Source organism: Rhizobium sp. 01L410 (assembly GCF_056400165.1).
The window spans coordinates 310,150-334,121 of the sequence record NZ_JBFTST010000006.1 but is presented as its reverse complement, the minus strand read 5'-3'; the positions used below and the strand labels follow the sequence as shown (position 1 = coordinate 334,121).

The following is a 23,972-nucleotide window of genomic DNA, read 5'->3' as shown; positions in this document are numbered from 1 at the left end:
TGCAATTTTCCAACTTATAAATTGGAAAATAATCTTCCGCCAGGGAAAACACATCAAGGCATACAGCATGACCAGCATAGATCAGGGCGCCGCGCCCAAGTCCTCCGTCCTCCAGCTTTTCACCCCTCGCCTGCTTCCGGCCACGCTGATGCTCGGCGGCGGTGTGACGCTCTATGCGGTCGAGAGTTACATCATGGCGACGATCGCGCCGTCGATCGTGCGCGATATCGGCGGGCTGCCGTTGCTCTCCTGGGTGACGACGCTCTATGTCGCCGCAGCGGTGCTCGGCTCGATCTCGGTGGCGATGCGGCCGCGCGGCATGGGGCTCAGGATTGCCTATGTGTTCGGCGCCGTGCTGTTCGGCGCGGGCAGCCTCGTCTGCGCCGCCGCACCGGTGATGGAAGTCGTGCTCGTGGGACGGACGATCCAGGGCTATGGCGCAGGCATTCTGGCCGCGCTTGCCTATGCCTTCGTGCGCTTTGCCTTTCCCGAGCCGCTCTGGCCCAAGGCTTCGACGCTGTATGCGGCGATCTGGGGTGTCGCGACGCTGCTTGGTCCGAGCGCCGGGGGATTGTTCGCCGATGGCAGCAATTGGCGGCATGCCTTTATCGTTCTCGTGCCGCTCGGCGTGCTGATGGCCGTGCTGGCGCCGTGGCTGCTGCCGAAGGCAACGGATGATCGTGCCGAAGGACGTATACCCTTCGTGCAGATCGGCCTTCTGATCGGCGCGGTGCTTCTTGTCAGCATTGCCGGAACGCTGGAACAGACCGGCGGCAAGGCAGTGCTCGTCGCTCTCGCCGTCATCGCCATCGCGCTGATGCTGGTCATCGAGCGGCAGGGGCGGACGCGGTTGCTGCCCACCGGCTCGGTGACGCTCAGCAAGCCGGTGGCGCGTGTCTATCTCACCATGTTCACGCTGCTGATCGTGCTGACCAGCGACATCTACATCCCCTATTTCCTGCAGGCGCTGCATGGCGTGACGCCGCTGATCTCCGGCTATCTGACGGCGCTGGTGGCGCTCGGCTGGACCTTTGCCGCCTTCTTCAGCGGCAATCTCAGGGGGCCTGCCGCCATCAAGGCGATCATCGCCGGATGCGTGATCGAGGCACTCTCGACGGCGGCCCTGGCGCTGCTTCTGGCCCGAGAGAACCAGACGGCCGAGATCGTGATCCTCGCGCCGGCGGCCTTCGCGATGCTGATGATGGGCTTCGGCGTCGGCCTCGGCTGGGCGCATCTGGTGACCAAGGTGCTGCAGCTGGTGCAGAATTCCGAGCAGGACAAGGCTTCGGCGGCGATCTCCACGGTGCAGTCGCTCGGCAGCGCCTTCGGTGCAGCCATCGCCGGCGTAATCGCCAACAGCACAGGGCTGGTTCACCCCGGTGGGATCGCTGGCGATATTGCGGCGGCGCATTGGCTTTATGCGGCGATGGCTTTGCCGGGGATTGTGACGGTGATCACCGCGCTGTCGCTGCGGGACAAGGCGGCCTAGGCCATTTGGAGGGCATCCTCGGCTGAATATCTACAGGTGAAGTAGGGGTTCGTTGGATCCTCGGGACAAGCCCGAGGATGACGGCCAGATGATATCGTCTTCGCCTGCAGCGAGAGCGCCCAACCCAACTTCGTCATCCTCGGGCTTGTCCCGAGGATCTAGCGAACCACTAGGTCAGCCGGTGCAAATGCAGGCCCGAGCATGACACCAGTCGGGTGACACTCAGACCTTCAACATGATCTTGCCGATGTGAGAACTCGTCTCCATCAGCCGATGCGCTTCGATGACGTCGTGGAACGCGAAAATCTTGTCGATCACCGGGGAGACGGTGCCGGCCTCAAGCAGCGGCCAGACCTGGGAGAGGAGATCGTCGCGGATGGCGCGCTTTTCTTCGGCGGTGCGCGGGCGCATGGTCGAGCCGGTGACCGTCAGGCGCTTGACCATGATGGGTGCCAGGTTGACCTTTTCAGCCACCGCACCGCCGAGGAAGGCGATGATCGACAGGCAGCCGTCTTTCGCCAGCGAGGCGATATTCTTCTCGAAATAGGCGGCACCGATCATGTCGAGAACGATATCGACGCCCTCGCCCGCGGTTTCCGCCTTGATGACTTCGGCAAAGTCCTCGGTCTTGTAGTTGATCGCTCTCGTGGCGCCGAGCTTGACGCAGGCGTCGCATTTATCGGCCGAACCGGCGGTCGCGTAAACAGTGGCGCCGAAAGCCTTGGCCAGCTGGATCGCCGTCGTGCCGATACCGCTGGAGCCGCCGTGGATGAGGACGCTTTCGCCTTCCGTCAGGCCCGCCATCTGGAAGAGGTTGGCCCAGACGGTGAAGAAGGTTTCCGGCAGGGCGGCGGCCTTGACGGCATCGTAGCCCTTCGGGAACGGCAGTGTCTGGCCTGCGGGCAGCAGGCAATATTCGGCATAGGCGCCGCCATTGGCGAGACCGCAGACCTTGTCGCCGACAGTGTAGCCAGAGACGCCAGGGCCGATGGCGGCGACTTCGCCTGCAAGCTCGAGGCCGAGGATCGGGCTGGCGCCCTTCGGCGCCGGATAGGTGCCCTGGCGCTGCGCCACGTCAGGGCGGTTTACGCCGATGGCCAGCGTCTTCACCAGGATCTGCCCCTCGCCCGGAACCGGCAGCGGACCGCTGGCGATCTTCATCGCCTCTGGGGCGCCGAAGGTTGGAAGATCGACGTAACGCATGGTCGACGGCAGGGGCATATCCGGTCTCCTCATTCCGAAAGCACAGGAGATAATTCAGCCCTGCCGCCTTGGAAAGGCGGGAAGTGGCAAAGGCGTCAATTCGCCTCGCCCAGATGATTGAAGACCAGACCGTCGATGCTTTCCTTGGCATGCGCCTTTACCTGGGCGATCTCCGTGCCGACGCGGTTGATGTCGTCGATGACAAGCCCATCAGGCAATTCCAGCACGCCGATCGAGCAGCGCATCAACGGGAACAGCGCCTCAGCGCCCGACCGGTCGTGGCCGCGGATGCTGCCCTTGGCGCGATCATGATCCGAATAGAGGGCCAGCACGTCCTCATGGAAATCGCTGATCAGCCGATCAAGGATTTCGCGAAGCTCGGCCTGGGTCCAGCCGACGACGCCGATGAAGAAATCGTCGCCGCCGACATGGCCGAGGAAGTGGCGCTCGGCGAAGAAGTAGCGGCGCATCAAGGCGGCAAACAGCGAGATCGCGTGGTCGCCGAGATGGAAGCCATAGGCATCGTTGAACGGTTTAAAATTGTCGAAGTCGCAATAGCAGAAATGCCTGACGCCATCGCCGTCGCGGCCGGACTGGCGCATGAAATCGCGGATCGCGTGGTTGCCCGGCAGGCCGGTCAGCGGGTTCTGGTCCTGGGCGATCTTGAGCTGCTTCTCGTTGATTACCTTGATCAGCGATGCGGCGGAGACGACGCCGGCATAGCGCATGTTGTCCGTCAGGATCAGGCAGTTGCTGCCTTCCATATTGGCGAAGATCGACATCAGCCGTTCGGCATCGCTGTCGAGGCTGACGATCGGGGCGATCTCGACGAATTGCGAGATGGTGCGCTCGTACATCTTGTTCTTCAGCAGGTCACGGCCGAACGGATGGTAGATATACTGCTTGAGATGATGCTCGTGGATGATGCCGCGCGGCTCGCCATTGGCGTTCAGTACCGGGAAAAAGGCCTGGCGCGGATTGCGGCGGAAGAGTTCGAACACCGTATCGATGCTGTCGTTTTCGAACACCGTCGGCAGCATTTCGATCTGCTTGCGGATCAGGATTTCGTCGAGCGACTGGGTGTTGCGCTTGCTCTTGCCGAGGTCCTGCAGATGCGGGAAAGCCGGAACGAGCTCGGAAATATGCGTGGTCGGGCGGGCGATGAACCAGCCCTGGACGAGATCCACGCCATATTCGCGGCAAGCCAGAAACTCGGCTTCGGTCTCGATGCCCTCGGCGATGACGCGGGTGCCGAGAACATGGGCGATGTTGACAATGTTCTTCAGGAGATGGCGCTTGCGTGGCTTGCTGTCGATATCGGCGACGAAATGCCGGTCGATCTTCAGGTAATCGACGGCATAGTCGCACAGCAGCTTCATCTCGCCGTGGCCGACGCCGAAATCGTCGATCGCCAGCTTGAAGCCGGTGCGGCGCAGCTTGGAGACCAGCGCCTCGAATTCCGGCACGCTGGTGTTGTCGAAACGCTCGGAAAACTCGAAGCAGACGGAGGACGGCGGCAGGTTTGCGGCCTTCAACTGCTGCAGCAGGTTTTCGATCAGCCGGTCGCCATGCGGGATCAGGCGGACATCGAGATTGAGGAAAAGTGTCGAGGTGGCGTAGTTGCCGAGGGTGGCGAACTTGGCGAGCGCACGGCTGGCGACCATCTGCTCCAGCGGCAGCAGCTGATTGGCGCGAAAGGCCTCGTCGAGGATTTCTATCGGGGAATCGAAGCCGATGCGCTCCTGCCCGCGCATGAGGGATTCGTAACCGAATACGGTGCCGGTGCCAGCCTCGACGATCGGCTGGAAGGCGTTTTCTACGACGAGCTTTGCAAGCGTCACGATCTGATCGCTGGCATAGCGGCGAACGACGCCGGGCTCGACGGCGGCAGTCAAAGACATGCCATTCTCCACTGTGAATTCTTGTTTTTCGCAGCGAAGATGGAGGAGAAGGGTCAACGAACCCTTTCCCCAATGTGAAAGTTTTGTGAAAGCTGCAGGCGCCCGTGGCGCCCACAAAATATTTCAGCTTTCTCTTATTTTATCAGCCGCTTAGCTATGCAGACCGGCGGCGGACCGCTTCGTGATCGGCGAACATATCGGCCACACAGCGGCCGCTCCCCGCATGGCCTTCGCCATCGAGAATTTCGTCCTTGTATTCGCCGAGCTTGCGGGCGGCATCCCAGAGACGCAAGGCCTCGCGGACCACTTCGCTGCTCGATGCATAACCGCCGCTATCGACGGCATCGCGGATGCCTGCTGCCTGTACCGGTGATATGGAAACTGTGACCATCGGCATGAAATTCCTCCCTTCGTTTTGCCGGGCAGAACCTGCCCAACGGGGGACGCATGACCATTCTTGGCATTCTTACCGGCTGTCCAATCGCCGCTGCCTTGGTATGCGTTAATTTTAGACCTGCGTCATATGCTTGTCAAAAAAAGAAATAATCCGTGATCGAGCCTGTGGATTACGGTCATAAACTCCGCCGCAGCGCCAGCCCGAAGGCGAGGATGGTCGAGCCCTGCAAGAGCAGATCTGCAGCCAGGAAAAGCCCGAGGATCCAGAGGCTGTTGACGGGCCAGCCGAGGGCGATGACGAAGCCGGCAAGCGCGGTGACGACACCGCTGGCGACGATCCAGCCCCAGCCCTTCACCGGCTTCATGCGGCGGCCGATGAAGACGCGGAAGACCCCGGCAATGATGAGGGCGACGGCGAGAAACAGCGTCAGCGCCGCCGATGCCAGGATCGGGTTGATGAAGGCGAAGACGCCGGCCAGCACATAGAGTAGGCCGCTCAGAACCCAGAAGAGAATGTGATCCCAGCCTCGCACCTGAAAGGCATGGGCGAGATAGACGATGCCGCCTGCCAGCATCAGCATGCCGACATAATAGACCGAGGCGACGGTGGCGACGAACAGGTTTGCGAAGGCGATGACGCCGCAGATCATCAGCAGGACGCCGAGCCCGGCGAACCACATCCATTTCGGCTGCAGGGACGAAGACGGCATTCCCAAGACGCTTGCCATGACGCACCTCCTGTTCCGGTTGATATGCTGCAGAATTGCAATCCGGAAAGGGCTGCGTTTCGAGGCGGGAGCACGAAAGATTTTTATTGATTGGTCAGTCAATCAAAAATAAGGTGCTGCCAATCTGGAAAGATGGACATCATGCCGAAGGTTGGAATGGAACCCGTGCGCCGCAAGGCGCTTGTCGATGCCGCGCTGCGCGTGATCGGGGATCACGGTTCGCTGACCGTCACCATGTCCGAAATCGCCCGGCAGGCTGGTGTGTCCCCCGCCCTTGCCCACCACTATTTCGGCAGCAAGGAACAGCTGCTGATCGAGACGGTCCGCTCGCTTCTACGCCAGTTTCGCAACGACGCGGTGACAGCGCTGAAGGCGGCCGCTACGCCGCGTGAAAAACTCTCCGCAGTGATCCGCGTCAGCTTCCAGGCCGATCAGTTCGCGCCGGAGACGATTGCCGCCTGGCTCGCCTTCTATGCCGAGGCGCAGAGCTCGGAGGAGACGCGCCGGTTCCTCGTGATCTATGCGCGGCGGCTGCGCTCCAACCTGCTCGCCAATCTGAAGGCCCTCTGCCCCGCCGATGCCGCAGAACGCATCGCCGAGGGCGCTGCGGCGATGATCGACGGGCTCTATATCCGCCAAAGTCTGAAATCGGCACCGATCAGTATCGAGGCTTCGATCGGGTTGACGGAGGATTATGTGAACGCGCTGCTGGCGACCGCCGCCCCCTCATCCGGCCCTACGGGCCACCTTCTCCCCGAGGGGAGAAGGGACGACGAACACAAGCCATCGAAGGACAAGTGACCATGAAAGCCCAGCCGAAAGCATCGCACTTCATCGACGGCGAATATGTCGAGGATGACGCGGGCAGCGTGATCGAGAGCATCTATCCGGCGACCGGCGAAGTCATCGCCCGGCTGCATGCGGCAACGCCTGCGATCGTCGAGAAGGCGATCGCCGCTGCCAAGCGCGCCCAGCCGGAATGGGCGGCGATGAGCCCGACGGCGCGCGGCCGTATCCTGAAGCGGGCGGCCGAGATCATGCGCGAGCGCAACCGCGAACTCTCCGAACTCGAGACGCTCGATACCGGCAAGCCGATCCAGGAAACCATCGTCGCCGACCCGACCTCGGGCGCCGACAGCTTCGAGTTCTTCGGCGGCATTGCTGCAACGGCGCTGAACGGCTCCTATATCCCGCTTGGTGGCGACTTCGCCTATACCAAGCGCGTGCCGCTCGGCGTTTGCGTCGGCATCGGCGCCTGGAACTATCCGCAGCAGATCGCCTGCTGGAAGGGCGCCCCGGCGCTGATCGCCGGCAACGCCATGGTCTTCAAGCCATCCGAGAACACGCCGCTCGGCGCGCTGAAGATCGCCGAAATCCTGCTGGAAGCCGGCCTTCCCAAGGGTCTCTACAACGTGATCCAGGGTGACCGCGACACCGGTCCGCTGCTGGTCAATCATCCTGATGTTGCCAAGGTTTCGCTGACGGGCTCGGTGCCGACGGGCCGCAAGGTCGCGGCATCGGCGGCCAGCCATCTGAAGCATGTGACGATGGAACTCGGCGGCAAGTCGCCGATCATCGTCTTCGACGACGCCGATATCGACAGCGCCATCGGCGGCGCCATGCTCGGCAATTTCTATTCGACCGGCCAGGTCTGCTCGAACGGCACGCGCGTCTTCGTGCAGAAGAAGATCAAGGGCGAATTCCTGGCGCGGCTGAAGAGCCGCACCGAGGCGATCGCGATCGGCGACCCGATGGATGAGGCCACGCAGTTCGGACCGATGGTCTCCTGGGCACAGCGCGAGAAGGTGCTCGACTATATCGAGAAGGGCAAGGCCGAGGGCGCAACGCTGCTCACCGGCGGCGGCATTCCAAACAACGTCGCGGGCGAAGGCTATTACGTGCAGCCGACCGTGTTTGCCGATGTCACTGACGGCATGACGATCGCCCGCGAGGAGATCTTCGGACCTGTCATGTGCGTGCTCGATTTCGACGACGAGGCCGAGGTACTCGCCCGCGCCAACGCCACCGAGTTCGGCCTTTCCGGCGGCGTGTTCACCGCTGACATGACCCGCGCCCACCGCGTCGTCGACCAGCTGGAAGCAGGCACATTGTGGATCAACACCTACAACCTCTGCCCGGTCGAAATCCCCTTTGGCGGCTCCAAGCAATCCGGCTTCGGCCGCGAAAACTCGGCAGCGGCACTGGAGCACTATTCCGAACTGAAGACCGTCTATGTCGGCATGGGGCCGGTGCAGGCGCCTTATTGAAAACCACACGCTAGCCTTCGAGCAAGCTCGCCCCCCTCTGGCCTGCCGGCCATCTCCCCCTCAAGGGGGAGATCGGCAAGTGGCTGGCTTTCCGCCAAGCCGGAGACGTGAGCGAGCGGCCGCGCCCAGCCGATCTCCCCACCCGTGGGGGAGATGGCCGGCAGGCCAGAGGGGGGCGGCGGCCACGGCACAAGTTGAATATTGCAGCTGGAGCATATTGAGATGCAGCAAGCAGATTTCGTCATCATCGGCTCCGGCTCGGCAGGCTCGGCGCTTGCCTACCGTCTCTCCGAAGACGGCAAGAATTCCGTCATCGTCATCGAGGCCGGCGGATCGGATTTCGGGCCGTTCATCCAGATGCCGGCAGCCCTTGCCTGGCCGATGAGCATGAAGCGCTATAATTGGGGCTATCTCTCCGAACCGGAACCCAACCTTAACAACCGGCGCATCACCGCGCCGCGCGGCAAGGTGATCGGCGGCTCCTCCTCCATCAACGGCATGGTCTATGTCCGCGGCCACGCCGAGGACTATAACCGCTGGGAAGAGCTCGGCGCCCGGGGATGGGCCTATGCCGACGTTCTCCCCTACTTCAAGCGCATGGAGCACAGCCATGGCGGCGAGGAAGGCTGGCGCGGCACCGATGGGCCGTTGCATGTCCAGCGCGGCGTGTTCCGCAACCCGCTGTTCCAGGCCTTCGTCGAGGCCGGCAAGCAGGCGGGCTTCGAGACGACGGAGGATTACAACGGCTCGAAGCAGGAAGGCTTCGGGCTGATGGAACAGACGATCTTCCAGGGCCGCCGCTGGTCGGCTGCATCAGCCTATCTGAAGCCGGCGCTGAAGCGGCCGAACGTCAAGCTCATCTATGGTCTCGCCCGCAAGGTGGTGATCGAGAACGGCCGGGCCACCGGCGTCGAGATCGAGCGCGGTAACGCTGTCGAGGTGATCAAGGCGAACCGGGAGGTGATCGTCTCGGCCTCGTCCTTCAATTCGCCGAAGCTGCTCATGCTGTCCGGCATCGGCCCCGGCGCGCATTTGCAGGAGATGGGCATCGAGGTGAAGGCCGACCGCCCCGGCGTCGGCGCCAATCTGCAGGACCACATGGAATTCTATTTCCAGCAGGTCTCGACCAAGCCGGTGTCGCTCTATTCCTGGCTTCCGTGGTTCTGGCAGGGGGTTGCGGGTGCGCAGTGGATGTTCACCAAATCAGGGTTGGGCACCTCCAACCAGTTCGAGGCCTGCGCCTTCCTGCGCTCGGCGCCCGGCATCAAGCAGCCCGATATCCAGTATCACTTCCTGCCTGTCGCCATCAGCTATGACGGCAAGGCGGCGGCCAAGAGCCATGGTTTCCAGGTGCATGTCGGCTACAATCTCTCGAAGTCACGCGGTAACGTGACGCTGCGCTCGTCCGATCCGAAGGCCGACCCGGTCATCCAGTTCAACTATATGAGCCACGCCGAGGACTGGGAGAAGTTCCGCCACTGCGTACGTCTCACCCGCGAGATCTTCGGCCAGCAGGCCTTCGACCAGTATCGAGGCCCGGAGATCCAGCCCGGCGAAAAGGTGCAGACCGACGAGGAGATCGATGCCTTCCTGCGCGAACACCTGGAGAGCGCCTATCACCCCTGTGGTACCTGCAAGATGGGCGCCAAGGACGACCCGATGGCCGTCGTCGACGCCGAAACCCGCGTCATCGGCGTCGATGGCCTGCGTGTCGCCGACAGTTCGATCTTCCCGCACGTGACCTACGGCAACCTCAACGGCCCGTCGATCATGACCGGCGAGAAGGCAGCCGATCATATTCTCGGCAAGCAGCCCTTGCCGCGGTCGAACCAGGAGCCGTGGGTGAACCCACGCTGGGCGGTGAGCGACCGGTAATCGGGGTTAGTGGTAGTCGTCTTCGCGCTGGTGGCGGATGGCCAGGATAGTCACCGTCTCGGCGTCTTCGATTTCGAAGAGAACGATGTAGCCGCTGTCGCCAAACGGGATCAGCATCTCCCTGAGGAAGGTGTCTTCGATCTCTCCGGTATCTGCCTTGCGGCAGCTGAACGGAAAATCGCTCAGGCTGGCGATGCCCTTTTCTATGGCAGAGTAGGCGCGCGTTGCTGCGCGCTTATCCCGTTGCAGAAGATAGCCGTAAAGACGCTGGATGTTCTCCCTCGCCTTCCGCGTCAAGCGGATCGAATAACTCATTCGGCGGCGTCTTTATCCTGAGCTGCGTCCAGCATTTCCTTTAGCTCTGCGAGAACGAATTCGGCGCTGTAGTATTCGCCGGTACGCTTGGCTTCCTCTCTCGAGGCCAGTCCCCGCGCAATAAATTCCGCCTGCGTCTTGCGATAGTGAACCTGACGCCGCAGCGAATCTTCCATCAGCGCCGACAGGGTCTCACCTTCCTTCAGCACGCTTTCGGCTGCCGCGCGCAATTCGGGATCGACGCGGAGGGATGGCAATGTTGCGGATTTCATGGGTTTCTCCATGCGTTGCAATTGCGATGCATGATGCCAAACTTAAAGTTCAGAATCAACTGGAGGAAACCGATCGATCGCGCTGTGAAAGGACTCGCAATTCCGGCGACGCGGAGACCGAGGCAAAATTGGCGATCGCAGGCCCCTACCCTGTTGCGGCAAGGGGCAAGTGGCGCAGCACCCGGGCTTGGGAAGGTATTTCACCGAATGTTGAAACAAGGGGTGATCTTTCGCGCCGATTGGGACTAGAAGGTTAAGCCCCCATCACGTGCCAGAGTCCCCCATGCCTGCCTCCTATCGCAATTCCAAGCTGCTCCGCCGTTCCCGTATCTTCTGGGGATCCTTCTCGCTCTGGCGGCCGCGGCTGGTGTTCTGGTGCGGTGCCTTGGCGATCGGGGTGATCAGCGTCGGCTTCGCCAAGCTCGCCGATCTGGCGCAGAAGGCGTTCGGCAGCCTGACATCTTCAGGCGAATGGGCCTTCCTGCTGCCGCTTGTCCTGACGCCCGCCATCTTCATGCTCTCGGCCTATCTGGCGGCGACGTTGTTTCCGAATTCGCAGGGCAGCGGCATCCCGCAGGCGATCGCCGCGCGGCATCTGCGCGAAGAGGAAGACCGAACGCGGCTGCTGTCGCTCCGGATCGCCTTCGGCAAGATCGTGCTGACGGTACTCGGGCTGTTCTCTGGCGCCTCGATCGGCCGCGAAGGGCCGACGGTACAGGTGGGCGCATCGATCATGCTTGCGGTTGCCCGCTTCGGCGGCATGGCGCAGGCGCGCGGGCTGATCCTCGCCGGTTCGGCGGCAGGCATTGCGGCGGCCTTTAACACGCCGCTTGCGGGTATCGTCTTTGCCATCGAGGAGATGAGCCGCACCTATGAAGCGCGGGCTAACGGGCTGGTGCTTACGGCCGTGATCCTTTCGGGCCTTGCCGCCCTCGGACTGGCGGGCAGCTACAACTATTTCGGCGAAGCCTCTGTGACGCCAACGCAATTGCGCGACTGGGGCCTCGTGCTCGTCTGCGGCATCGGCGGCGGCGCGCTGGGTGCGGCCTTCAGCGGCTTTGCCCTGCATTTCGGCCAGAAGATTCGCCGCTGGGCGCAGCCGCAACCCTTGAAGCGCATGCTTGTGCTGGCCGGCACCTGCGGGCTGGCGATCGCCGTCATCGGCATCCTCTCCGGCGGCACCACCTTCGGCACCGGCTACGAGCAGGCCCGCGGCGCCGTCGAGGGACATGCGCTGCCGCTGCTGTTCTTCGTCGAGAAACTGGCCGCCAGCTTCCTGTCGATGCTTTCAGGCATTCCGGGCGGCATCTTCGCGCCGTCGCTTGCGGTCGGCGCCGGTTTCGGCAGCACGGTCGGATCGGTTCTCGGCACCAGCATCGCGCTGGCGGCGATCCTCGGCATGGCCGGATATTTCGCCGGCGTCGTGCAGGCGCCGATGACAGCCTTCGTCATCATTCTCGAAATGACCGGCGACCACCAGGCCGTGATCCCGATCATGGCGGTCTCGATGATCGGCTACGTGACCTCGCGCATCCTCTCGCGCGAACCGCTCTATCACGGCCTGTCACGGGTGTTCATCGCCGCCGCCATCCGGGCGCGGCGGGCAGTCGAGAGGGAAGAAGCGGCTAGCTAGGCCAGCATCCGCGTGACCACAGCGCCCTTGGCGGGCGCGACGGCGTCGGCGATTGTTGTCGAGAACAGCACCTTGCGGGTGGCGTCGGCGACCTTGGCGAAGACATGGCGGATTTCGCAGTTCTGTTCGCCGTCGCAGTCGTCGCACTTGCGGTAGGCGGTGATCGACAGGCAGGGTAGCGGCGCGATCGGGCCGTCGATGATGCGCAGGATCTCGCCGAAGGTGATCATGTCGGCGGGCTTCAAGAGCAGATAGCCGCCTGCCTTGCCGCGGCGGCTGGCGACGATGCCCTGGTGTTTCAGGTCGAGAAGGATCTGCTCGAGGAACTTTTTCGGGATTTTCTGCTGTGCAGCAATGTCCGAGATCATCACCGGTTCGCGGGCGTCGGTCTCGGCCAGCACCGTCAGCGCCCGGAGCGCATATTTTGCTTTCTGCGTAATCATTTTAGACCGTCACACACACCAGCGGCCCATGAGCCCTGCCGCTTTTCAAGCTTTGCTTATCCCCTATCGCATAGCCAGCATGAACGGAATTTGAACGTGCCGGCAAAAGCCTTGAGATACAAGCATTTTGGCCCTGTTTTTTAACCTCGGCCAATGGGCGCAATTCTACGTCAAAATTGCGCCTTTCGCACGTTTTCGCGCATCACTTCAGATTTCGAATTGACAGGCGCCGTGTAACTCTACTAAATCACTAGAGATTGAGTTGCCCGACGGAGTTTTGACGCCGGGGCGGCTGCTTTTCTGCATTGCGGCAGCTTAGGAGAGATATTTGCTCCTGCTTATGCTGCTTTCGAAATCCCTTTTTCTGTCCGACCCATCCTGTTGCTGCGATACTCCGGCCAACTTGAGGACAGGATTGCCATGACTGTTATCCATACAATCGAAGAGGCCGAGGCGCTGAATGCGAAGCTCGCGTCTCTCGACCTTGCCGGAAGGCTGGCCTTTGTCGCCGGTCTCGGCGGCCGCGTGGTCTTCACGACCTCGCTCGGCATCGAGGACCAGGTGATCACCGCCGAGATCGGCAATCACCGCCTGCCGATCGACGTCGTGACGCTGCAGACCGGCCGTCTCTTTCCGGAAACGCTTTCGCTGATCGACGAGACCGAGAGCCAGTACGACATCAAGATTTCCCGCTACGAGCCTGAACAGGCCGATATCGACGCCTATGCTGCGAAATACGGCCTGAACGGCTTTTACGAGAGCGTCGAAGCCAGGCATGCCTGTTGTGGCGTGCGCAAGCTGAAGCCGCTTGCGCGCGCACTCGATGGGGCAACCATCTGGATCACCGGCCTGCGCCGCGGCCAATCCAACAATCGCGCCGATACGCCCTTTGCCGAATATGACGCCGAGCGTCATCTCCTGAAGGTCAATCCGCTGGCCGATTGGGATATCGACGTGATCAAGGCCTATGTCGCCGATAACAGCGTGCCGGTTAACCCGCTGCATGCCCGCGGCTATCCCTCGATCGGCTGCGAGCCCTGCACCCGCGCCATCAAGCCCGGCGAGCCCGAGCGCGCCGGCCGTTGGTGGTGGGAGCAGGACGAAAAGCGCGAATGCGGTCTGCATGTTGCCGAGGAAGCATCGGCGATACCGGCTGCCGCACAGTAAGGCAAAGGTATCGCCTGCGGCCCCCTCATCCGGCCCATTCGGGCCACCTTCTCCCCGAGGGGAGAAGGGAATGGAGAGGCTGCGGGCCAAGTCCCCTTCTCCCCCGCGAGGAGAAGGTGCCCGAAGGGCGGATGAGGGGGCTACACGGTGCAACGCCTGTGAGGCCACAAAGCAAATCACGCAGAGACATCTCTGCACAGGAATTGAGAAGTCTGGAGTAACACATGCCCGATACCCGTCAGGATACGGAACTCAGCAATCCGCAGAGCAGCAAGCCGCCGCTCGATCCGCATCTGAAGGCACTGGAAAACGAAGCGATCCATATCTTCCGTGAGGTTGCCGCCGAGTTCGAACGCCCCGTCATGCTCTATTCGATCGGCAAGGACTCGTCCGTCCTGCTGCATCTGGCGCGCAAGGCCTTCTATCCCGGCCGCGTCCCCTTCCCGCTGCTGCATGTCAACACCGGCTGGAAGTTCGCGGAGATGATCACCTTCCGCGACAAGATCGTGAAGGAATATGATCTCGACCTGATCGAGCACATCAATCCGCGCGGTGCGGCCGAAAACATCACGCCGTTCACTTATGGATCGGCCCGCTATACCGACATCATGAAGACGGAAGCGCTGCGCAATGCGCTCGACGCCGGCAAGTTCGACGCTGCCTTTGGCGGCGCGCGCCGCGACGAGGAAGCCAGCCGCGCCAAGGAACGCATCTATTCGTTCCGTACGCCCGACCATCGCTGGGATCCGCGCAACCAGCGCCCGGAGCTCTGGAACATCTATAACGGCCAGATCCGCCAGGGCGAAAGCGTTCGCGCCTTCCCGTTGTCGAACTGGACCGAAGTCGATATCTGGCGCTACATCCAGGCCGAGCAGATCCCGATCGTGCCGCTCTATTTCGCCGCCAGGCGCCCGTTCGTCGAGCGCGACGGCATGATGATCGATGCGACCGATCCGCGGCTCGAGCTTTTGCCCGGCGAAGTCAAGCAGGAGGATTCGATCCGTTTCCGCACGCTCGGCTGCTTCCCGCTGACGGGCGCGATCCGCTCGACGGCCACCACCCTTGAAGACATCATCGCGGAGCTGGAGATCGCCACGGTTTCCGAGCGCCAGGGCCGCGCCATCGACCGGGATCAGTCCGGCTCCATGGAAAAGAAGAAGCGTGAAGGATATTTCTGAGATGACCGCAGCAAACCTCGCCAACGCCGTCGCCCCCGCAGCCGAACCGGTGGCAGCCGTGCGCGATACGCGGCCGTTGCGTCTCATCACCTGCGGCTCTGTCGATGACGGAAAGTCGACGCTGATCGGCCGACTGCTCTGGGACACCAAGGCGGTCAAGGAAGACCAGGCGGCAACGCTGCAACGCGATTCCACCGGCAAGCAGAACGATCTCGGCCTGCCCGACTTCGCATTGCTGCTCGACGGCCTGCAGGCCGAACGCGAACAGGGCATCACCATCGATGTCGCCTATCGCTATTTCTCGACCGACAAGCGCTCCTTCATCGTTGCCGACACACCCGGCCACGAGCAGTATACCCGCAACATGGCGACCGGCGCCTCGACTGCCGATCTGGCCGTGCTTCTCGTCGATGCCCGCGCCGGCATCCTCGAACAGACCCGCCGCCACGCGACGATCGCCTCGCTGATGGGCATCAAGCAGTTCGTGCTTGCCATCAACAAGATCGACCTGACGAATTACGACCGCGCCGGTTTCGACAAGATCGTCCACGAATTCAAGGAATTCGCGCTGTCGCTCGGCGTCAAGCAGATCACCGCGATCCCGATGTCGGCGCTAAAGGGCGAGAACGTCGTCTATTCCGGCCAGGCCGCCATGCCCTGGTATAACGGCCCGACGCTGGTGGAGACGCTGGAACTGGCAAGCGTCCGCTCCGGCCAGTCAACCGGCTTCCGCTTCTCGGTGCAGCGCGTCTCGCGCCCCCGCGAAAGCTTCCGCGGCTATCAGGGCACGGTTGCCGGCGGCTCTGTGAAGCCGGGTGACAGCGTCATGATCCTGCCGTCGGGCATGGTCGCCAATGTCTCCAAGATCGTTACCTTCGACCTGGTGCGCAATGCGGCCGTTGCAGGCGATGCGATCACGCTGGTGCTCGACCGCCAGGTGGACGTTGCCCGCGGCGACATGATCGTCTCGATCGATGCACAGCCGCAGACGGGTGTGAACTTCGACGCCCAGATCGTCGCACTGCAGCCCGAGGGGATCGAATCAGGCAAGCGCTACTGGCTGAAGAGCGGCAGCCGCCGCCAGCGCGTCCAGGTGCAGCCGATCGCCCAGCTGGAGCTGAAGAGCGGCGCTTGGGCTCCGGCCGAGCGACTCTACATGAATGCCATCGGCAAGGTGCGGCTGATCTTCGACGAAACCGCGATCTTCGATCCCTATGAGATGAACCGTGCATCGGGCTCGTTCATCCTGATCGATCCGGACACCAACAACACGATCGCCGGCGGCATGGTCAGCGGCAAGCGCAGCGAAGTCAGCGGCCTGCATGGCAACGAGGCCCGCGTCATCCTCTCGCTGCCGGCCGATCTCGCCGAGCAAATCATGGCAAGCGAGCTCTTCGCCAGCCGCCGTGACGAGGCGCATGTGCAGCGGATGACGGCAGCGGAAGCCGCCGATCTCTGGAAGAACGCCGCAAGCGACATCTGAGACGAAAAAAGGGGCCGAAAGGCCCCTTTGCTTTACCGGGTCGAGCCGCGCTCGATGATCTGGAAGCCGAAGTCGATATGGGCTGTGCCGGGCTCCTCCTCACGGACCGCGTTCAGCAGCATATCGGCAACGCGATGGCCCATCAGATAGCGCGGAATGCTGACGGTCGTCAGCGCAGGCTCGCAGTGGATTGCGTAGTCGAGATCGTTGAAACCGCAGATGCCGATATCGTCGGGAACGCGCAGGCCGCGGGTCCAGCATTCAAGAAGCGCACCGACGGCAAGATCGTCGTTCTGGCAGAACACTGCATCCACATCAGGTGCAGCTTCCACCAGATTGCTGAAGAGTTCGCGTCCGGCGCCAATGCCGTTCATCCCGAGGCAGCTTGCAACGAGCGCCTCGTCAAAATACCCGGCCTGGCGCATCACATCCGCATAGCCTTCGAAACGGCGGCGCGGACGGGTATCGCGACGGCATCCGACAAAGGCGATGCGGCGGTAATTCTTCGACAGAAGCATGCGGGTGGCGGCGGCGCCGGCCTCGTAGTGATCGACAGCGGCCACCAGTCCCTCCGCCTTCTGGCTGACATCGACGATATGAGCAACCGGACAGGCGGCGGCGCTGAGCAGCGGCGCCAGGGCATCGTAATATTCTGCACCGGCAACGATGATGCCCGCCGGTTTCTGCGCCAGGAAAGATTTCAGCTGGCTCACTTCCTGATCGGGATCATAGAGCGTATTGGCATATTGCACGCGCAGGTCCGTCGCCCGCAGGCGATCCTCGATGCCGGTCATGATATCGGTAAAGGCGTGCTGATGAAGCGCAGGCGTAATGACGCCGACGACGCCGCTGTGGCGGCTGGCAAGCGCACGGGCGGCCAGGTTGGGCACGTAGCCCATTTCATCGACAGTGCGCAGGATAAGCTGGCGCAAATCTTCGGAAACGATTTCGGGATTGCGGAGCGCCCGGGAAATGGTGATAGGGCTGACCCCCACCTTCTTGGCAACGTCACTCAATCTCACATGCGCAAAGCGCTTACTGTCCCTACCAGGCACTGCATTCCCCATTCCGGCATTACACGCTGCGAACCTGCCTCCCCTTCGACTCGCCATACCTTTGTGAAGAGAAAATAAATTAGAGTCCACTAACCCTTCTCCGTTTTGCGACGAAAGGTGTAGCAAAACCGGGCAGGCGGAATTCGCGCTGAAATGCTTCTACGCGGGATATGCTATGCCGGATCACCGCAGGCGGAAATTGACTGCAAAATAGCCTTTTGTCATCCGGCACTTCGAGGGAATGAGCGCGGCGCGCTATTCCATGACGACCAGCAGCTCGCCGCTATCAACGACTTCGAACATCGAGCTGTCGATGAGACGCACCGCAGCGCCCTCGCCCGTGCACCAGAAGCGGGCGCCGGGATAGCGGCGTATACCGGCGGCGGTTTTCGTGACGATCAGATGGCGGCGCTCGTAAAGCCTGACCGGCAGACCATTGCTGTCGATGCAGGCGCGCTCGCCCAGCGTCTCGACCGATGTCTTGCCATCCATTTTCATCGTGTATGCACCTGCGATACCGCAAAAGAAAAAAGCCCACTTGCGCGGGCTTTTCGGCTGGTCGGAGTGGCAAGATTCGAACTTGCGACCCCCACGTCCCGAACGTGGTGCGCTACCAGACTGCGCTACACTCCGTGACCAGCGGCGCCTCTATAGAACGGCGCCTGTTATTGCGCAAGCGCCAAATTTCAAAAAACTGACGCATTCAGCAGCACCTTGCACGGCGCCCGCAAGGCCTTGCGAACCTGCAACAAAAAGACACACCTGCAGCAAATTTCGCAAACGCGAAGGCGGGGCAATTTTCTTTTGCCGGGTTCCGCGCTAAAGCGCTTTCCGGGACAAGCGGAAACCGCTCCATTGCAGCGATTCCCGCCGTCGAATGCGCGACAATTCAGGGACGATACATATGAAACTCCGCACCTTTGCCGCGGCCGGGCTTGCCATTGCGCTTGCCGGCTGCACGACCATTCCTTCTGCCGGCGATCCCGTTTCCGCACGCTGGAACGGCCAGTCGGCCGGCAAGTTCTTTGCCGCTTACGGCCCGCCGCTCAGCGACGCCGAAAATGGCTCCTCCGTCGTCTACACCTGGAAGGGCGGCTACAAGACCGTGCGCGTTCCGGCGAAATATGCCGAAGGCGAAAACGGCAAGCGCGGCAAACAGACGGCCCCTGCCCGCACGCTCTACCTGCGCTGCCAGGCCGAAATCACCACCAATTCCGATTACACGATCCGCAACATCCGCACGGTCAACGATATCCCGGGCGAAAGCGGCAAGTCCTATTGCGCCGAGTTCCTGGCCCCGGCCCAGCCGGCTGGCTGATCGGACTCAGCGGTCGAGACTTATGGCAGGCGGTCGAGAGGCCGCCTGTTTTAGTTTGGGCAACCGGATTGCCTGTACATACAAATTGTCATAACATTTTTTCGACATGTTTGAATGGGACAGTGACAAGAACCGGCTGAATATCGAAAAGCATGGCGTGAGTTTCGACACCGCGTGCCGGATTTTTGATGGTTTCGTCTTTACCGTCAGGGACCAGCGCTTCGACTATGGCGAAGTCCGGGACATCAGCATCGGCAAGGTCGGCGATCTTACCGTGTTGACCGTGGTCCATACCGACCGGAATGGCGTCACAAGGTTGATTTCCGCGCGGGCGGCAAGCCGATCCGAAAGGAAGCGATATGGCGACGAAATACAAAAAAGAACTGAGCGCTGAAGAACTGGCCGCGATGCCGGACGAAGATATAGACTTCAGTGACATTCCGGAGCTGGACGATGCCTTTTGGGAGAAGGCCGAGCTTGCCGCACCCGATCGCACCCAACCGGTCACCATCCGCGTTAAGAAATCGGTTCTTGACGCCTACAAATCGCTCGGCAAGGGCTACCAGACGCGAATGAACGCGGTTCTGGAATCCTATGCAAAGACGCTGAAGAGATAGTGGCTGGGGCGCCAGGATTCGAACCTGGGAATGCCGGTACCAAAAACCGGTGCCTTACCGCTTGGCGACGCCCCACCAGGCATTGAGCGGAAACCGCTGTGCCGAAGCGAGGCCTGATTAGCAAAGGTGCCGCCTCGTCACAATCACTAAGTTCGGCGTAGGCGCATATTTCTGTGCGATGCGGCGGGAGGCGTGATAGGTCTTTGATCAGACGAGAACGCCTTTGTGGAGTAGTGATGAGCCAGTACCGTGCCCGCCCGCCTGCCCTCGCAACGCTGCTGCTCGATGACGCCGTGGTGCGGATCACCCGCTGGGATTTCGAGCCGGGCGCGGATACCGGCGTGCATACGCATGGTTACGGATATGTCGTGGTGCCGATGACCGATTGCCGGTTTCTGATCGAGGAAGGGGCCGAGAGCCGCCGCGTCGATATTGCCAAGGGTGCGGCCTACCGGCGCGAAGCGGGGACAGAGCACAATGTCGTCAACGCCGGCGACGAGCCGATGTCCTTCATCGAGATCGAATACAAGTAAGCCATGCCGAGCCCGCGTTTCGACCTGACATTCGTGCCTTCCCATGGCGTGCCGGTGACGGTGGCGCCCGGCATCCAGCGGCTGACGGTGAACAATCCGAGCCCCTTCACATTTCACGGCACCAACAGCTATATCGTCGGCGCCGGATCCTCTGTTGCGGTCATCGATCCGGGGCCCGAGGGCGATGCGCATTTCGAGGCGCTGATGGCAGCCCTTTCCGGGCGCCGCGTCTCACATATCCTGATCACCCATACACATCGCGACCACTCGCCGCTTGCCGCCAGGCTGAAAGCCGCAACCGGGGCGCTGACGGCGGGCGAAGGCCCACACCGTGCCTCGCGGCCGCTGCATGCCGGCGAGATCAATCCCTTTGCAGAGAGCTCGGATACCGGCTTCGTGCCCGATATCACGCTTTCGGATGGCGACGTGATCGAAGGCGAAGGATTTGCACTCCGCGCCGTGTTGACGCCAGGGCATGCCGCGAACCATTCGGCCTTCGCGCTTGAGGGCACGGAGATCCTGTTTTCAGGCGACCATGTCATGGCATGGGCGACGTCGATCGTTGCGCCGCCCGACGGCTCGATGCGGGATTACATGGCGTCGCTCGACAAGCTGATTGCAAGGCGCGACCATCTGCTGCTGCCCGGCCATGGCGGGCCGGTGAAGCATCCGCTGACATTCCTGCGCGCGCTGAAAACGCACCGGCGGATGCGGGAGCGGGCGATCCTGGAACGCATCAAGGGCGGCGACCGGCTTATCCCCGACATGGTCAAGGCAATCTATCGCGATACCGATCCGCGACTGCATGGAGCGGCCGGCCTTTCGGTGCTGGCGCATATCGAGGATCTGGTGGAGCGCGGCAAGGTGAAGACCCACGGACCACCGGCACTGATGGGCGAATATTGGGCGGCGGGATGATGGCAAACGGGCAGGCAGCCTACAGCTACCGGATGGATGACAGCGTTCCGGCCTTTGCCGATGACGCGCCTATCATTATCTTTGACGGCGAATGCATCTTCTGTTCCGGCTGGGTGAAATTCGCACTGAAACACGACAGAACCGGGCGCTACCGCTTCCTGACCGCACAATCACCACTCGGCGAGGCGCTTTACCGCCACTATGGGCTCGATGCCCGCGACTACGAGACCAACATCTTCATCGACGGCGGACGCGCCTATTTCAAGTCCGAGGGATCAATCCGGATGATTGCTGGGCTTGGCTTCCCATGGTCCCTCGTCTCTCTGCTGCGCATACTGCCGCGGCCGCTTGCCGACCGGCTCTACGAATTCATCGCCCGCAACCGGCTGCGGATCGCGGGCCGCAGCGACAGTTGCTTTGTGCCGACGCCTGAGGTCAGGAGCCGCTTTCTCGGATGAGTACAAGCGGGCTTCGCGTGCTGATCATCGGCGGCTACGGCGCGTTCGGCAGCCGGCTGGCACGCTTGCTGGCCGGCGATCCGCGCTTCCATCTGCTTGTCGGCGGGCGGTCGGCGGAGAAGGCCGAGACATTTGCCGCCGGGATCGAGCGAGGCGCAGAGGGCGTGGTCTTCGACCGCGATGGCGATGTGCAGGCCCAGCTTGCGTTGCTCAGGCCCGCGGTCGTCGCCGATCTCTCGGGACCGTTTCAGGACATGGGCGAGGATCGCTATCGGGTCGCCCGCGCGGCGATAGCGCTCGGGATCGACTACATCGACGTTTCAGACAGCCGCGATTTTGTCAGCGGCATCGACGCGCTCGACGGCGAGGCGAAGGCGCGCGGCGTCTTCGTGATTTCCGGGCTCAGCAGCTTTCCGGCGCTCTCCTTTGCGGCCGCCGAAAAGCTCGCGATCGAATTCGCCGAGGTCCACAAGGTCAGCAGCGGAATTGCACCCTCGCCGCGCGCCGCGATCGGGCTCAACGTCATCAGGGCGATCGCCAGCTATGCCGGAAAGCCGGTCAAGGTCACGCGGGGCGGCATCCCGGCAGTGAGTATGGGGCTTGCCGGAGGACCAGGCATGGTGATTGCGCCGCCCGGCTGCGTTCCGCTGCGCTGGCGCCGCTTTCTGCTGGCCGATACGCCGGATCTTTCGCTTCTGCCACAGCGGTTTCGCCATTTGCGGGAGGCCTTTACCGGGGCTGGTACGGAGCCGCAATGGCTGCAATCACTCCTGATCTTTGCCGCCCGCCTCGTTCCCTACCGGCTGCTGCCGTCGCTTGCGCCATTTGCGCCGCTGATCCATGCCGCGAGCCGCCACCTTGCATCCGGCGAAGCCCGCGGCGGCATGTTCGTGCGCCTGAAAGGATTGGGACACGACAGGCAAGCGCTTGCCGCCACCTGGCATCTGGTTACCGAAGGCGATGATGGTCCCTTCATTCCGGCGATGGGTGCAGCCATGCTGTTGCGCGCGCTCGCAGACGGCAAGCGGCCGGGCAACGGGGCGCGGGCGGCGATAGCGGAGCTTCCGCTTGGCGCCTTCGAGGATGGGTTTCGGCCCTTGGCTATCCGCACAGGCATCCGGCGGCGGCGTGCTGGCGATCGGCGCCTTTCGCTTTATCAGCGGGTGTTGGACGATGAAGCATGGCGGATGCTGCCGCCTGCGGTGGCGGCGATGCATGCGTTAAACGATGGCGAGATGCGTGTTTGCGGCCGGGCGCGAGTGGAGCGCGGGAGCGGCCTGCTTGCCGGCCTCGTCGCGGCAATCATCGGCTTTCCGCGTGCCGCTGACGATATCCCTGTCAGCGTGACGTTCAAGGCAGAGCATGGGCGGGAGACGTGGACGCGGAACTTCGACGGCCGGCGTTTCCGCAGCCGTCAATCGGAGGCGGCCGCACGCCACGCGCATCTGCTGGCAGAAGATTTTGGACCGGTCCGGGTTTTCATCGCGCTGGTGCCTGAGGGCGAACGGCTGCGGCTCATCATCCGCGGCTGGCGGATCTTCGGCTTGCCTCTACCCCTGTTTCTGGCGCCCGACGGCAATACGTTCGAAGAGCAGCGTGACGGGCGCTTCCATTTCCACGTCGAGATCGGCGGCCGGCTGACGGGTCTTATCGTGCGCTATACCGGCTGGCTTGAGCCGGATCAGCCGGCGATGCCGAGCAGTTCGACATCGAGCGCTTCCAGAAACTGATCGGCGATCCCGGCGCTGAAACCGAGGTCGTTCTGGCCATAGCGCGAGGCGACCCGGATATCGACGAAGGTGGTTTCGGCTTCTTCGCGAAGGCGGATGACGATATCGAAGCGCAGGCCGAGGATCAGCGTGCGGCGTTCGCCCTGCAGCGTCACGCCATTGGCGCCGCGGATCAGTTTGGCAACGTCATCCTCAAAGGGGCGCGGCGTCGGCACCGGCACCTGGTCCGGGGCTTCGGCGACTGCATCGCCATTCGGCTGTGGCGGCTTGGCCGGGGCATCTTCCAGATCGCGGGCCGGTTCGCTTTCGCCCTTGCTCTTGGTGATGGTGATGCCGTTCTGGCGCGCGACCTTCTTCACCGCATCGAGAACGCGGTCGATGGCGCCCTCATAGCGGCGGCCGGTCAGTTCGGGATAGGCTTCAAGCTGCTTTTCGCGATCGGTACCCGCAATTTCAATGCTGCGCTTCATCCAGATCTGGTCAGCATGCGGCGGAGACAGCCATTCGGGCGCCGAGACGAGATCGGTCGAAACGTCGTAGATAGCAGGGAGGGTGAAATAGCGCTCGGCTGCCAGGCCGCCGAAGGCCAGCGGGGCGGCGGCGAAAATGATGGCCTTCATGGCATCGAGGCCGCCTTCGGCACCCGATATCCAGAGGCTTCTCAAGCCCGCGAAGGCCAGCAGGAAGGCGAGCAGCGCAAATCCCGTCGACACCAAAACGAGCAGCACCATATAGGGCGTCGCCAGCCCGCCGAAGCGGTGCGCCAGAAGCACGGCAGCCCAAAGCACCAGCGCAAACGCCCCGAAGCGCCGCGCGAAGCGGGCCGAACTGGAAACGGGGCGGTCGAAACGGATGGCCATCAAACTTACCAGTTACAGGCGGGCACACGCCCGGCGCGGAGGCACGAAGCACCCGCATCTTGTTTATGGCAAGATTCGCCTAGATTTTGAAACTGTTGTCTCTCGCGGGAGGCCTCAATCCACCAAAAGGCGG

Annotated in this window: 25 protein-coding genes and 2 tRNA genes; 15 read left to right on the top strand and 12 right to left on the bottom strand. The window is 62.4% G+C overall.

What is annotated here, in order from left to right:
- Positions 1-67 precede the first annotated feature (67 nt).
- Entirely contained in the window at positions 68-1,489 is a 1,422-nt protein-coding gene (locus tag AC1DV9_RS15945) for an MFS transporter (RefSeq protein WP_477948984.1), read from the top strand.
- 222 nt (positions 1,490-1,711) lie between these two features.
- On the opposite strand, the gene AC1DV9_RS15940 is transcribed toward AC1DV9_RS15945, so the two are convergent.
- The 4 genes from AC1DV9_RS15940 to AC1DV9_RS15925 all read right to left on the bottom strand — a co-directional run bounded on the left by AC1DV9_RS15940 (position 1,712) and on the right by AC1DV9_RS15925 (position 5,717).
- Positions 1,712-2,710, bottom strand: coding sequence for an NAD(P)H-quinone oxidoreductase (locus AC1DV9_RS15940; protein WP_477948983.1), 999 nt, complete (start codon positions 2,708-2,710; stop codon positions 1,712-1,714).
- A gap of 77 nt (positions 2,711-2,787) precedes the next feature.
- Positions 2,788-4,593 (bottom strand): GGDEF domain-containing protein, encoded by a 1,806-nt coding sequence (locus AC1DV9_RS15935; RefSeq protein ID WP_477948982.1) that lies wholly within the window; start codon positions 4,591-4,593, stop codon positions 2,788-2,790.
- A gap of 154 nt (positions 4,594-4,747) precedes the next feature.
- Positions 4,748-4,990, bottom strand: a complete 243-nt coding sequence (locus AC1DV9_RS15930) for a ribbon-helix-helix domain-containing protein (RefSeq protein ID WP_112386387.1) — start codon at positions 4,988-4,990, stop codon at positions 4,748-4,750.
- 175 nt (positions 4,991-5,165) lie between these two features.
- Complete coding sequence (locus tag AC1DV9_RS15925) at positions 5,166-5,717, bottom strand: HdeD family acid-resistance protein (protein ID WP_477939500.1); 552 nt, start codon at positions 5,715-5,717, stop codon at positions 5,166-5,168.
- Positions 5,718-5,858: 141 nt separating this feature from the next.
- On the opposite strand from AC1DV9_RS15925, the gene betI reads away from it, so the two are divergent.
- The 3 genes from betI to betA all read left to right on the top strand — a co-directional run bounded on the left by betI (position 5,859) and on the right by betA (position 9,859).
- Positions 5,859-6,518, top strand: a complete 660-nt coding sequence (betI, locus tag AC1DV9_RS15920) for a transcriptional regulator BetI (protein WP_477948980.1) — start codon at positions 5,859-5,861, stop codon at positions 6,516-6,518.
- A gap of 2 nt (positions 6,519-6,520) precedes the next feature.
- Complete coding sequence (gene betB, locus AC1DV9_RS15915) at positions 6,521-7,984, top strand: betaine-aldehyde dehydrogenase (protein WP_112518131.1); 1,464 nt, start codon at positions 6,521-6,523, stop codon at positions 7,982-7,984.
- Positions 7,985-8,206: 222 nt separating this feature from the next.
- Complete coding sequence (betA, locus tag AC1DV9_RS15910) at positions 8,207-9,859, top strand: choline dehydrogenase (RefSeq protein WP_477948977.1); 1,653 nt, start codon at positions 8,207-8,209, stop codon at positions 9,857-9,859.
- Between the two features lie 6 nt (positions 9,860-9,865).
- On the opposite strand, the gene AC1DV9_RS15905 is transcribed toward betA, so the two are convergent.
- A complete protein-coding gene (locus AC1DV9_RS15905) occupies positions 9,866-10,174 on the bottom strand; it encodes a type II toxin-antitoxin system RelE/ParE family toxin (RefSeq protein ID WP_477948975.1) in 309 nt (102 codons plus the stop codon).
- Positions 10,171-10,446 carry a YlcI/YnfO family protein gene (locus AC1DV9_RS15900; protein WP_477948974.1) on the bottom strand — a complete coding sequence of 92 codons (276 nt, stop codon included), beginning with the start codon at positions 10,444-10,446 and terminating at the stop codon, positions 10,171-10,173. Before AC1DV9_RS15900 ends, AC1DV9_RS15905 begins: the two co-directional genes overlap by 4 nt.
- Positions 10,447-10,729: 283 nt before the next feature.
- Here AC1DV9_RS15900 and AC1DV9_RS15895 point away from each other — a divergent pair, with 283 nt between their 5' ends.
- Positions 10,730-12,079: a chloride channel protein gene (locus AC1DV9_RS15895; RefSeq protein ID WP_477948972.1), complete on the top strand. Its 1,350-nt coding sequence runs from the start codon at positions 10,730-10,732 to the stop codon at positions 12,077-12,079.
- Here AC1DV9_RS15895 and AC1DV9_RS15890 read toward each other — a convergent pair.
- Entirely contained in the window at positions 12,076-12,522 is a 447-nt protein-coding gene (locus AC1DV9_RS15890) for an RrF2 family transcriptional regulator (RefSeq protein WP_477948970.1), read from the bottom strand. The genes AC1DV9_RS15895 and AC1DV9_RS15890 overlap by 4 nt on opposite strands.
- A 420-nt stretch (positions 12,523-12,942) precedes the next feature.
- On the opposite strand from AC1DV9_RS15890, the gene AC1DV9_RS15885 reads away from it, so the two are divergent.
- The 3 genes from AC1DV9_RS15885 (at position 12,943) to cysN (ending at position 16,350) form a co-directional block, all read left to right on the top strand.
- Entirely contained in the window at positions 12,943-13,689 is a 747-nt protein-coding gene (locus AC1DV9_RS15885; protein WP_477948968.1) for a phosphoadenylyl-sulfate reductase, read from the top strand.
- 224 nt (positions 13,690-13,913) lie between these two features.
- The gene (gene cysD, locus AC1DV9_RS15880; RefSeq protein ID WP_112386401.1) at positions 13,914-14,867 is read left to right on the top strand and encodes a sulfate adenylyltransferase subunit CysD; all 954 of its coding nucleotides are present in this window, start codon (positions 13,914-13,916) and stop codon (positions 14,865-14,867) included.
- A 1-nt stretch (position 14,868) separates the two neighbouring features.
- Positions 14,869-16,350, top strand: a complete 1,482-nt coding sequence (gene cysN, locus AC1DV9_RS15875; RefSeq protein WP_477948966.1) for a sulfate adenylyltransferase subunit CysN — start codon at positions 14,869-14,871, stop codon at positions 16,348-16,350.
- Between the two features lie 32 nt (positions 16,351-16,382).
- On the opposite strand, the gene AC1DV9_RS15870 is transcribed toward cysN, so the two are convergent.
- The 3 genes from AC1DV9_RS15870 to AC1DV9_RS15860 all read right to left on the bottom strand — a co-directional run bounded on the left by AC1DV9_RS15870 (position 16,383) and on the right by AC1DV9_RS15860 (position 18,038).
- Positions 16,383-17,417 (bottom strand): LacI family DNA-binding transcriptional regulator, encoded by a 1,035-nt coding sequence (locus tag AC1DV9_RS15870; protein WP_477948965.1) that lies wholly within the window; start codon positions 17,415-17,417, stop codon positions 16,383-16,385.
- A 243-nt stretch (positions 17,418-17,660) separates the two neighbouring features.
- The gene (locus AC1DV9_RS15865; RefSeq protein WP_112386404.1) at positions 17,661-17,903 is read right to left on the bottom strand and encodes a MerR family transcriptional regulator; all 243 of its coding nucleotides are present in this window, start codon (positions 17,901-17,903) and stop codon (positions 17,661-17,663) included.
- A 58-nt stretch (positions 17,904-17,961) separates the two neighbouring features.
- Positions 17,962-18,038: transfer RNA gene (locus AC1DV9_RS15860), tRNA-Pro, on the bottom strand.
- Between the two features lie 271 nt (positions 18,039-18,309).
- On the opposite strand from AC1DV9_RS15860, the gene AC1DV9_RS15855 reads away from it, so the two are divergent.
- The 3 genes from AC1DV9_RS15855 (at position 18,310) to AC1DV9_RS15845 (ending at position 19,340) form a co-directional block, all read left to right on the top strand.
- Positions 18,310-18,723: a hypothetical protein gene (locus tag AC1DV9_RS15855; protein ID WP_112386511.1), complete on the top strand. Its 414-nt coding sequence runs from the start codon at positions 18,310-18,312 to the stop codon at positions 18,721-18,723.
- A gap of 106 nt (positions 18,724-18,829) precedes the next feature.
- Positions 18,830-19,117, top strand: a complete 288-nt coding sequence (locus AC1DV9_RS15850) for a BrnT family toxin (RefSeq protein ID WP_477948963.1) — start codon at positions 18,830-18,832, stop codon at positions 19,115-19,117.
- Positions 19,083-19,340 (top strand): BrnA antitoxin family protein, encoded by a 258-nt coding sequence (locus tag AC1DV9_RS15845; protein WP_477948961.1) that lies wholly within the window; start codon positions 19,083-19,085, stop codon positions 19,338-19,340. Before AC1DV9_RS15850 ends, AC1DV9_RS15845 begins: the two co-directional genes overlap by 35 nt.
- Here AC1DV9_RS15845 and AC1DV9_RS15840 read toward each other — a convergent pair.
- A tRNA-Gln gene (locus tag AC1DV9_RS15840) sits at positions 19,341-19,415 on the bottom strand.
- A 161-nt stretch (positions 19,416-19,576) separates the two neighbouring features.
- On the opposite strand from AC1DV9_RS15840, the gene AC1DV9_RS15835 reads away from it, so the two are divergent.
- Genes AC1DV9_RS15835 through AC1DV9_RS15820 form a run of 4 tightly spaced genes read left to right on the top strand, consistent with a single transcriptional unit; the run spans position 19,577 to position 22,979 of the window.
- Positions 19,577-19,873 (top strand): cupin domain-containing protein, encoded by a 297-nt coding sequence (locus tag AC1DV9_RS15835; RefSeq protein ID WP_112386405.1) that lies wholly within the window; start codon positions 19,577-19,579, stop codon positions 19,871-19,873.
- A gap of 3 nt (positions 19,874-19,876) precedes the next feature.
- A complete protein-coding gene (locus AC1DV9_RS15830; RefSeq protein WP_477948959.1) occupies positions 19,877-20,791 on the top strand; it encodes an MBL fold metallo-hydrolase in 915 nt (304 codons plus the stop codon).
- On the top strand, positions 20,791-21,249 hold the full coding sequence (locus AC1DV9_RS15825) for a thiol-disulfide oxidoreductase DCC family protein (RefSeq protein WP_477949079.1): 459 nt from the start codon (positions 20,791-20,793) through the stop codon (positions 21,247-21,249). The genes AC1DV9_RS15830 and AC1DV9_RS15825 overlap by 1 nt, the downstream gene beginning before the upstream one ends.
- Entirely contained in the window at positions 21,246-22,979 is a 1,734-nt protein-coding gene (locus AC1DV9_RS15820; RefSeq protein WP_477948958.1) for an SDR family oxidoreductase, read from the top strand. Before AC1DV9_RS15825 ends, AC1DV9_RS15820 begins: the two co-directional genes overlap by 4 nt.
- Here AC1DV9_RS15820 and AC1DV9_RS15815 read toward each other — a convergent pair.
- Positions 22,931-23,839 (bottom strand): DUF1499 domain-containing protein, encoded by a 909-nt coding sequence (locus AC1DV9_RS15815; RefSeq protein ID WP_477948956.1) that lies wholly within the window; start codon positions 23,837-23,839, stop codon positions 22,931-22,933. The two genes, AC1DV9_RS15820 and AC1DV9_RS15815, sit on opposite strands and share 49 nt — an antisense overlap.
- Positions 23,840-23,972 lie beyond the last annotated feature (133 nt).

What these genes read in the sequence shown, in the direction of transcription:
- AC1DV9_RS15870 (WP_477948965.1), bottom strand. Translation starts at nt 17,417, where the DNA reads ATGGGGAATGCAGTGCCTGGTAGGGACAGTAAGCGCTTTGCGCATGTG.
- AC1DV9_RS15820 (WP_477948958.1), top strand. Translation starts at nt 21,246, where the DNA reads ATGAGTACAAGCGGGCTTCGCGTGCTGATCATCGGCGGCTACGGCGCG.
- AC1DV9_RS15940 (WP_477948983.1), bottom strand. Translation starts at nt 2,710, where the DNA reads ATGCCCCTGCCGTCGACCATGCGTTACGTCGATCTTCCAACCTTCGGC.
- AC1DV9_RS15825 (WP_477949079.1), top strand. Translation starts at nt 20,791, where the DNA reads ATGGCAAACGGGCAGGCAGCCTACAGCTACCGGATGGATGACAGCGTT.
- AC1DV9_RS15945 (WP_477948984.1), top strand. Translation starts at nt 68, where the DNA reads ATGACCAGCATAGATCAGGGCGCCGCGCCCAAGTCCTCCGTCCTCCAG.
- AC1DV9_RS15930 (WP_112386387.1), bottom strand. Translation starts at nt 4,990, where the DNA reads ATGCCGATGGTCACAGTTTCCATATCACCGGTACAGGCAGCAGGCATC.
- betB (WP_112518131.1), top strand. Translation starts at nt 6,521, where the DNA reads ATGAAAGCCCAGCCGAAAGCATCGCACTTCATCGACGGCGAATATGTC.
- AC1DV9_RS15830 (WP_477948959.1), top strand. Translation starts at nt 19,877, where the DNA reads ATGCCGAGCCCGCGTTTCGACCTGACATTCGTGCCTTCCCATGGCGTG.
- AC1DV9_RS15935 (WP_477948982.1), bottom strand. Translation starts at nt 4,593, where the DNA reads ATGTCTTTGACTGCCGCCGTCGAGCCCGGCGTCGTTCGCCGCTATGCC.
- betI (WP_477948980.1), top strand. Translation starts at nt 5,859, where the DNA reads ATGCCGAAGGTTGGAATGGAACCCGTGCGCCGCAAGGCGCTTGTCGAT.
- AC1DV9_RS15925 (WP_477939500.1), bottom strand. Translation starts at nt 5,717, where the DNA reads ATGGCAAGCGTCTTGGGAATGCCGTCTTCGTCCCTGCAGCCGAAATGG.
- AC1DV9_RS15885 (WP_477948968.1), top strand. Translation starts at nt 12,943, where the DNA reads ATGACTGTTATCCATACAATCGAAGAGGCCGAGGCGCTGAATGCGAAG.
- AC1DV9_RS15835 (WP_112386405.1), top strand. Translation starts at nt 19,577, where the DNA reads ATGAGCCAGTACCGTGCCCGCCCGCCTGCCCTCGCAACGCTGCTGCTC.
- AC1DV9_RS15845 (WP_477948961.1), top strand. Translation starts at nt 19,083, where the DNA reads ATGGCGACGAAATACAAAAAAGAACTGAGCGCTGAAGAACTGGCCGCG.
- AC1DV9_RS15905 (WP_477948975.1), bottom strand. Translation starts at nt 10,174, where the DNA reads ATGAGTTATTCGATCCGCTTGACGCGGAAGGCGAGGGAGAACATCCAG.
- cysD (WP_112386401.1), top strand. Translation starts at nt 13,914, where the DNA reads ATGCCCGATACCCGTCAGGATACGGAACTCAGCAATCCGCAGAGCAGC.
- AC1DV9_RS15900 (WP_477948974.1), bottom strand. Translation starts at nt 10,446, where the DNA reads ATGAAATCCGCAACATTGCCATCCCTCCGCGTCGATCCCGAATTGCGC.
- AC1DV9_RS15815 (WP_477948956.1), bottom strand. Translation starts at nt 23,839, where the DNA reads ATGGCCATCCGTTTCGACCGCCCCGTTTCCAGTTCGGCCCGCTTCGCG.
- AC1DV9_RS15890 (WP_477948970.1), bottom strand. Translation starts at nt 12,522, where the DNA reads ATGATTACGCAGAAAGCAAAATATGCGCTCCGGGCGCTGACGGTGCTG.
- betA (WP_477948977.1), top strand. Translation starts at nt 8,207, where the DNA reads ATGCAGCAAGCAGATTTCGTCATCATCGGCTCCGGCTCGGCAGGCTCG.
- cysN (WP_477948966.1), top strand. Translation starts at nt 14,869, where the DNA reads ATGACCGCAGCAAACCTCGCCAACGCCGTCGCCCCCGCAGCCGAACCG.
- AC1DV9_RS15855 (WP_112386511.1), top strand. Translation starts at nt 18,310, where the DNA reads ATGAAACTCCGCACCTTTGCCGCGGCCGGGCTTGCCATTGCGCTTGCC.
- AC1DV9_RS15865 (WP_112386404.1), bottom strand. Translation starts at nt 17,903, where the DNA reads ATGAAAATGGATGGCAAGACATCGGTCGAGACGCTGGGCGAGCGCGCC.
- AC1DV9_RS15895 (WP_477948972.1), top strand. Translation starts at nt 10,730, where the DNA reads ATGCCTGCCTCCTATCGCAATTCCAAGCTGCTCCGCCGTTCCCGTATC.
- AC1DV9_RS15850 (WP_477948963.1), top strand. Translation starts at nt 18,830, where the DNA reads ATGTTTGAATGGGACAGTGACAAGAACCGGCTGAATATCGAAAAGCAT.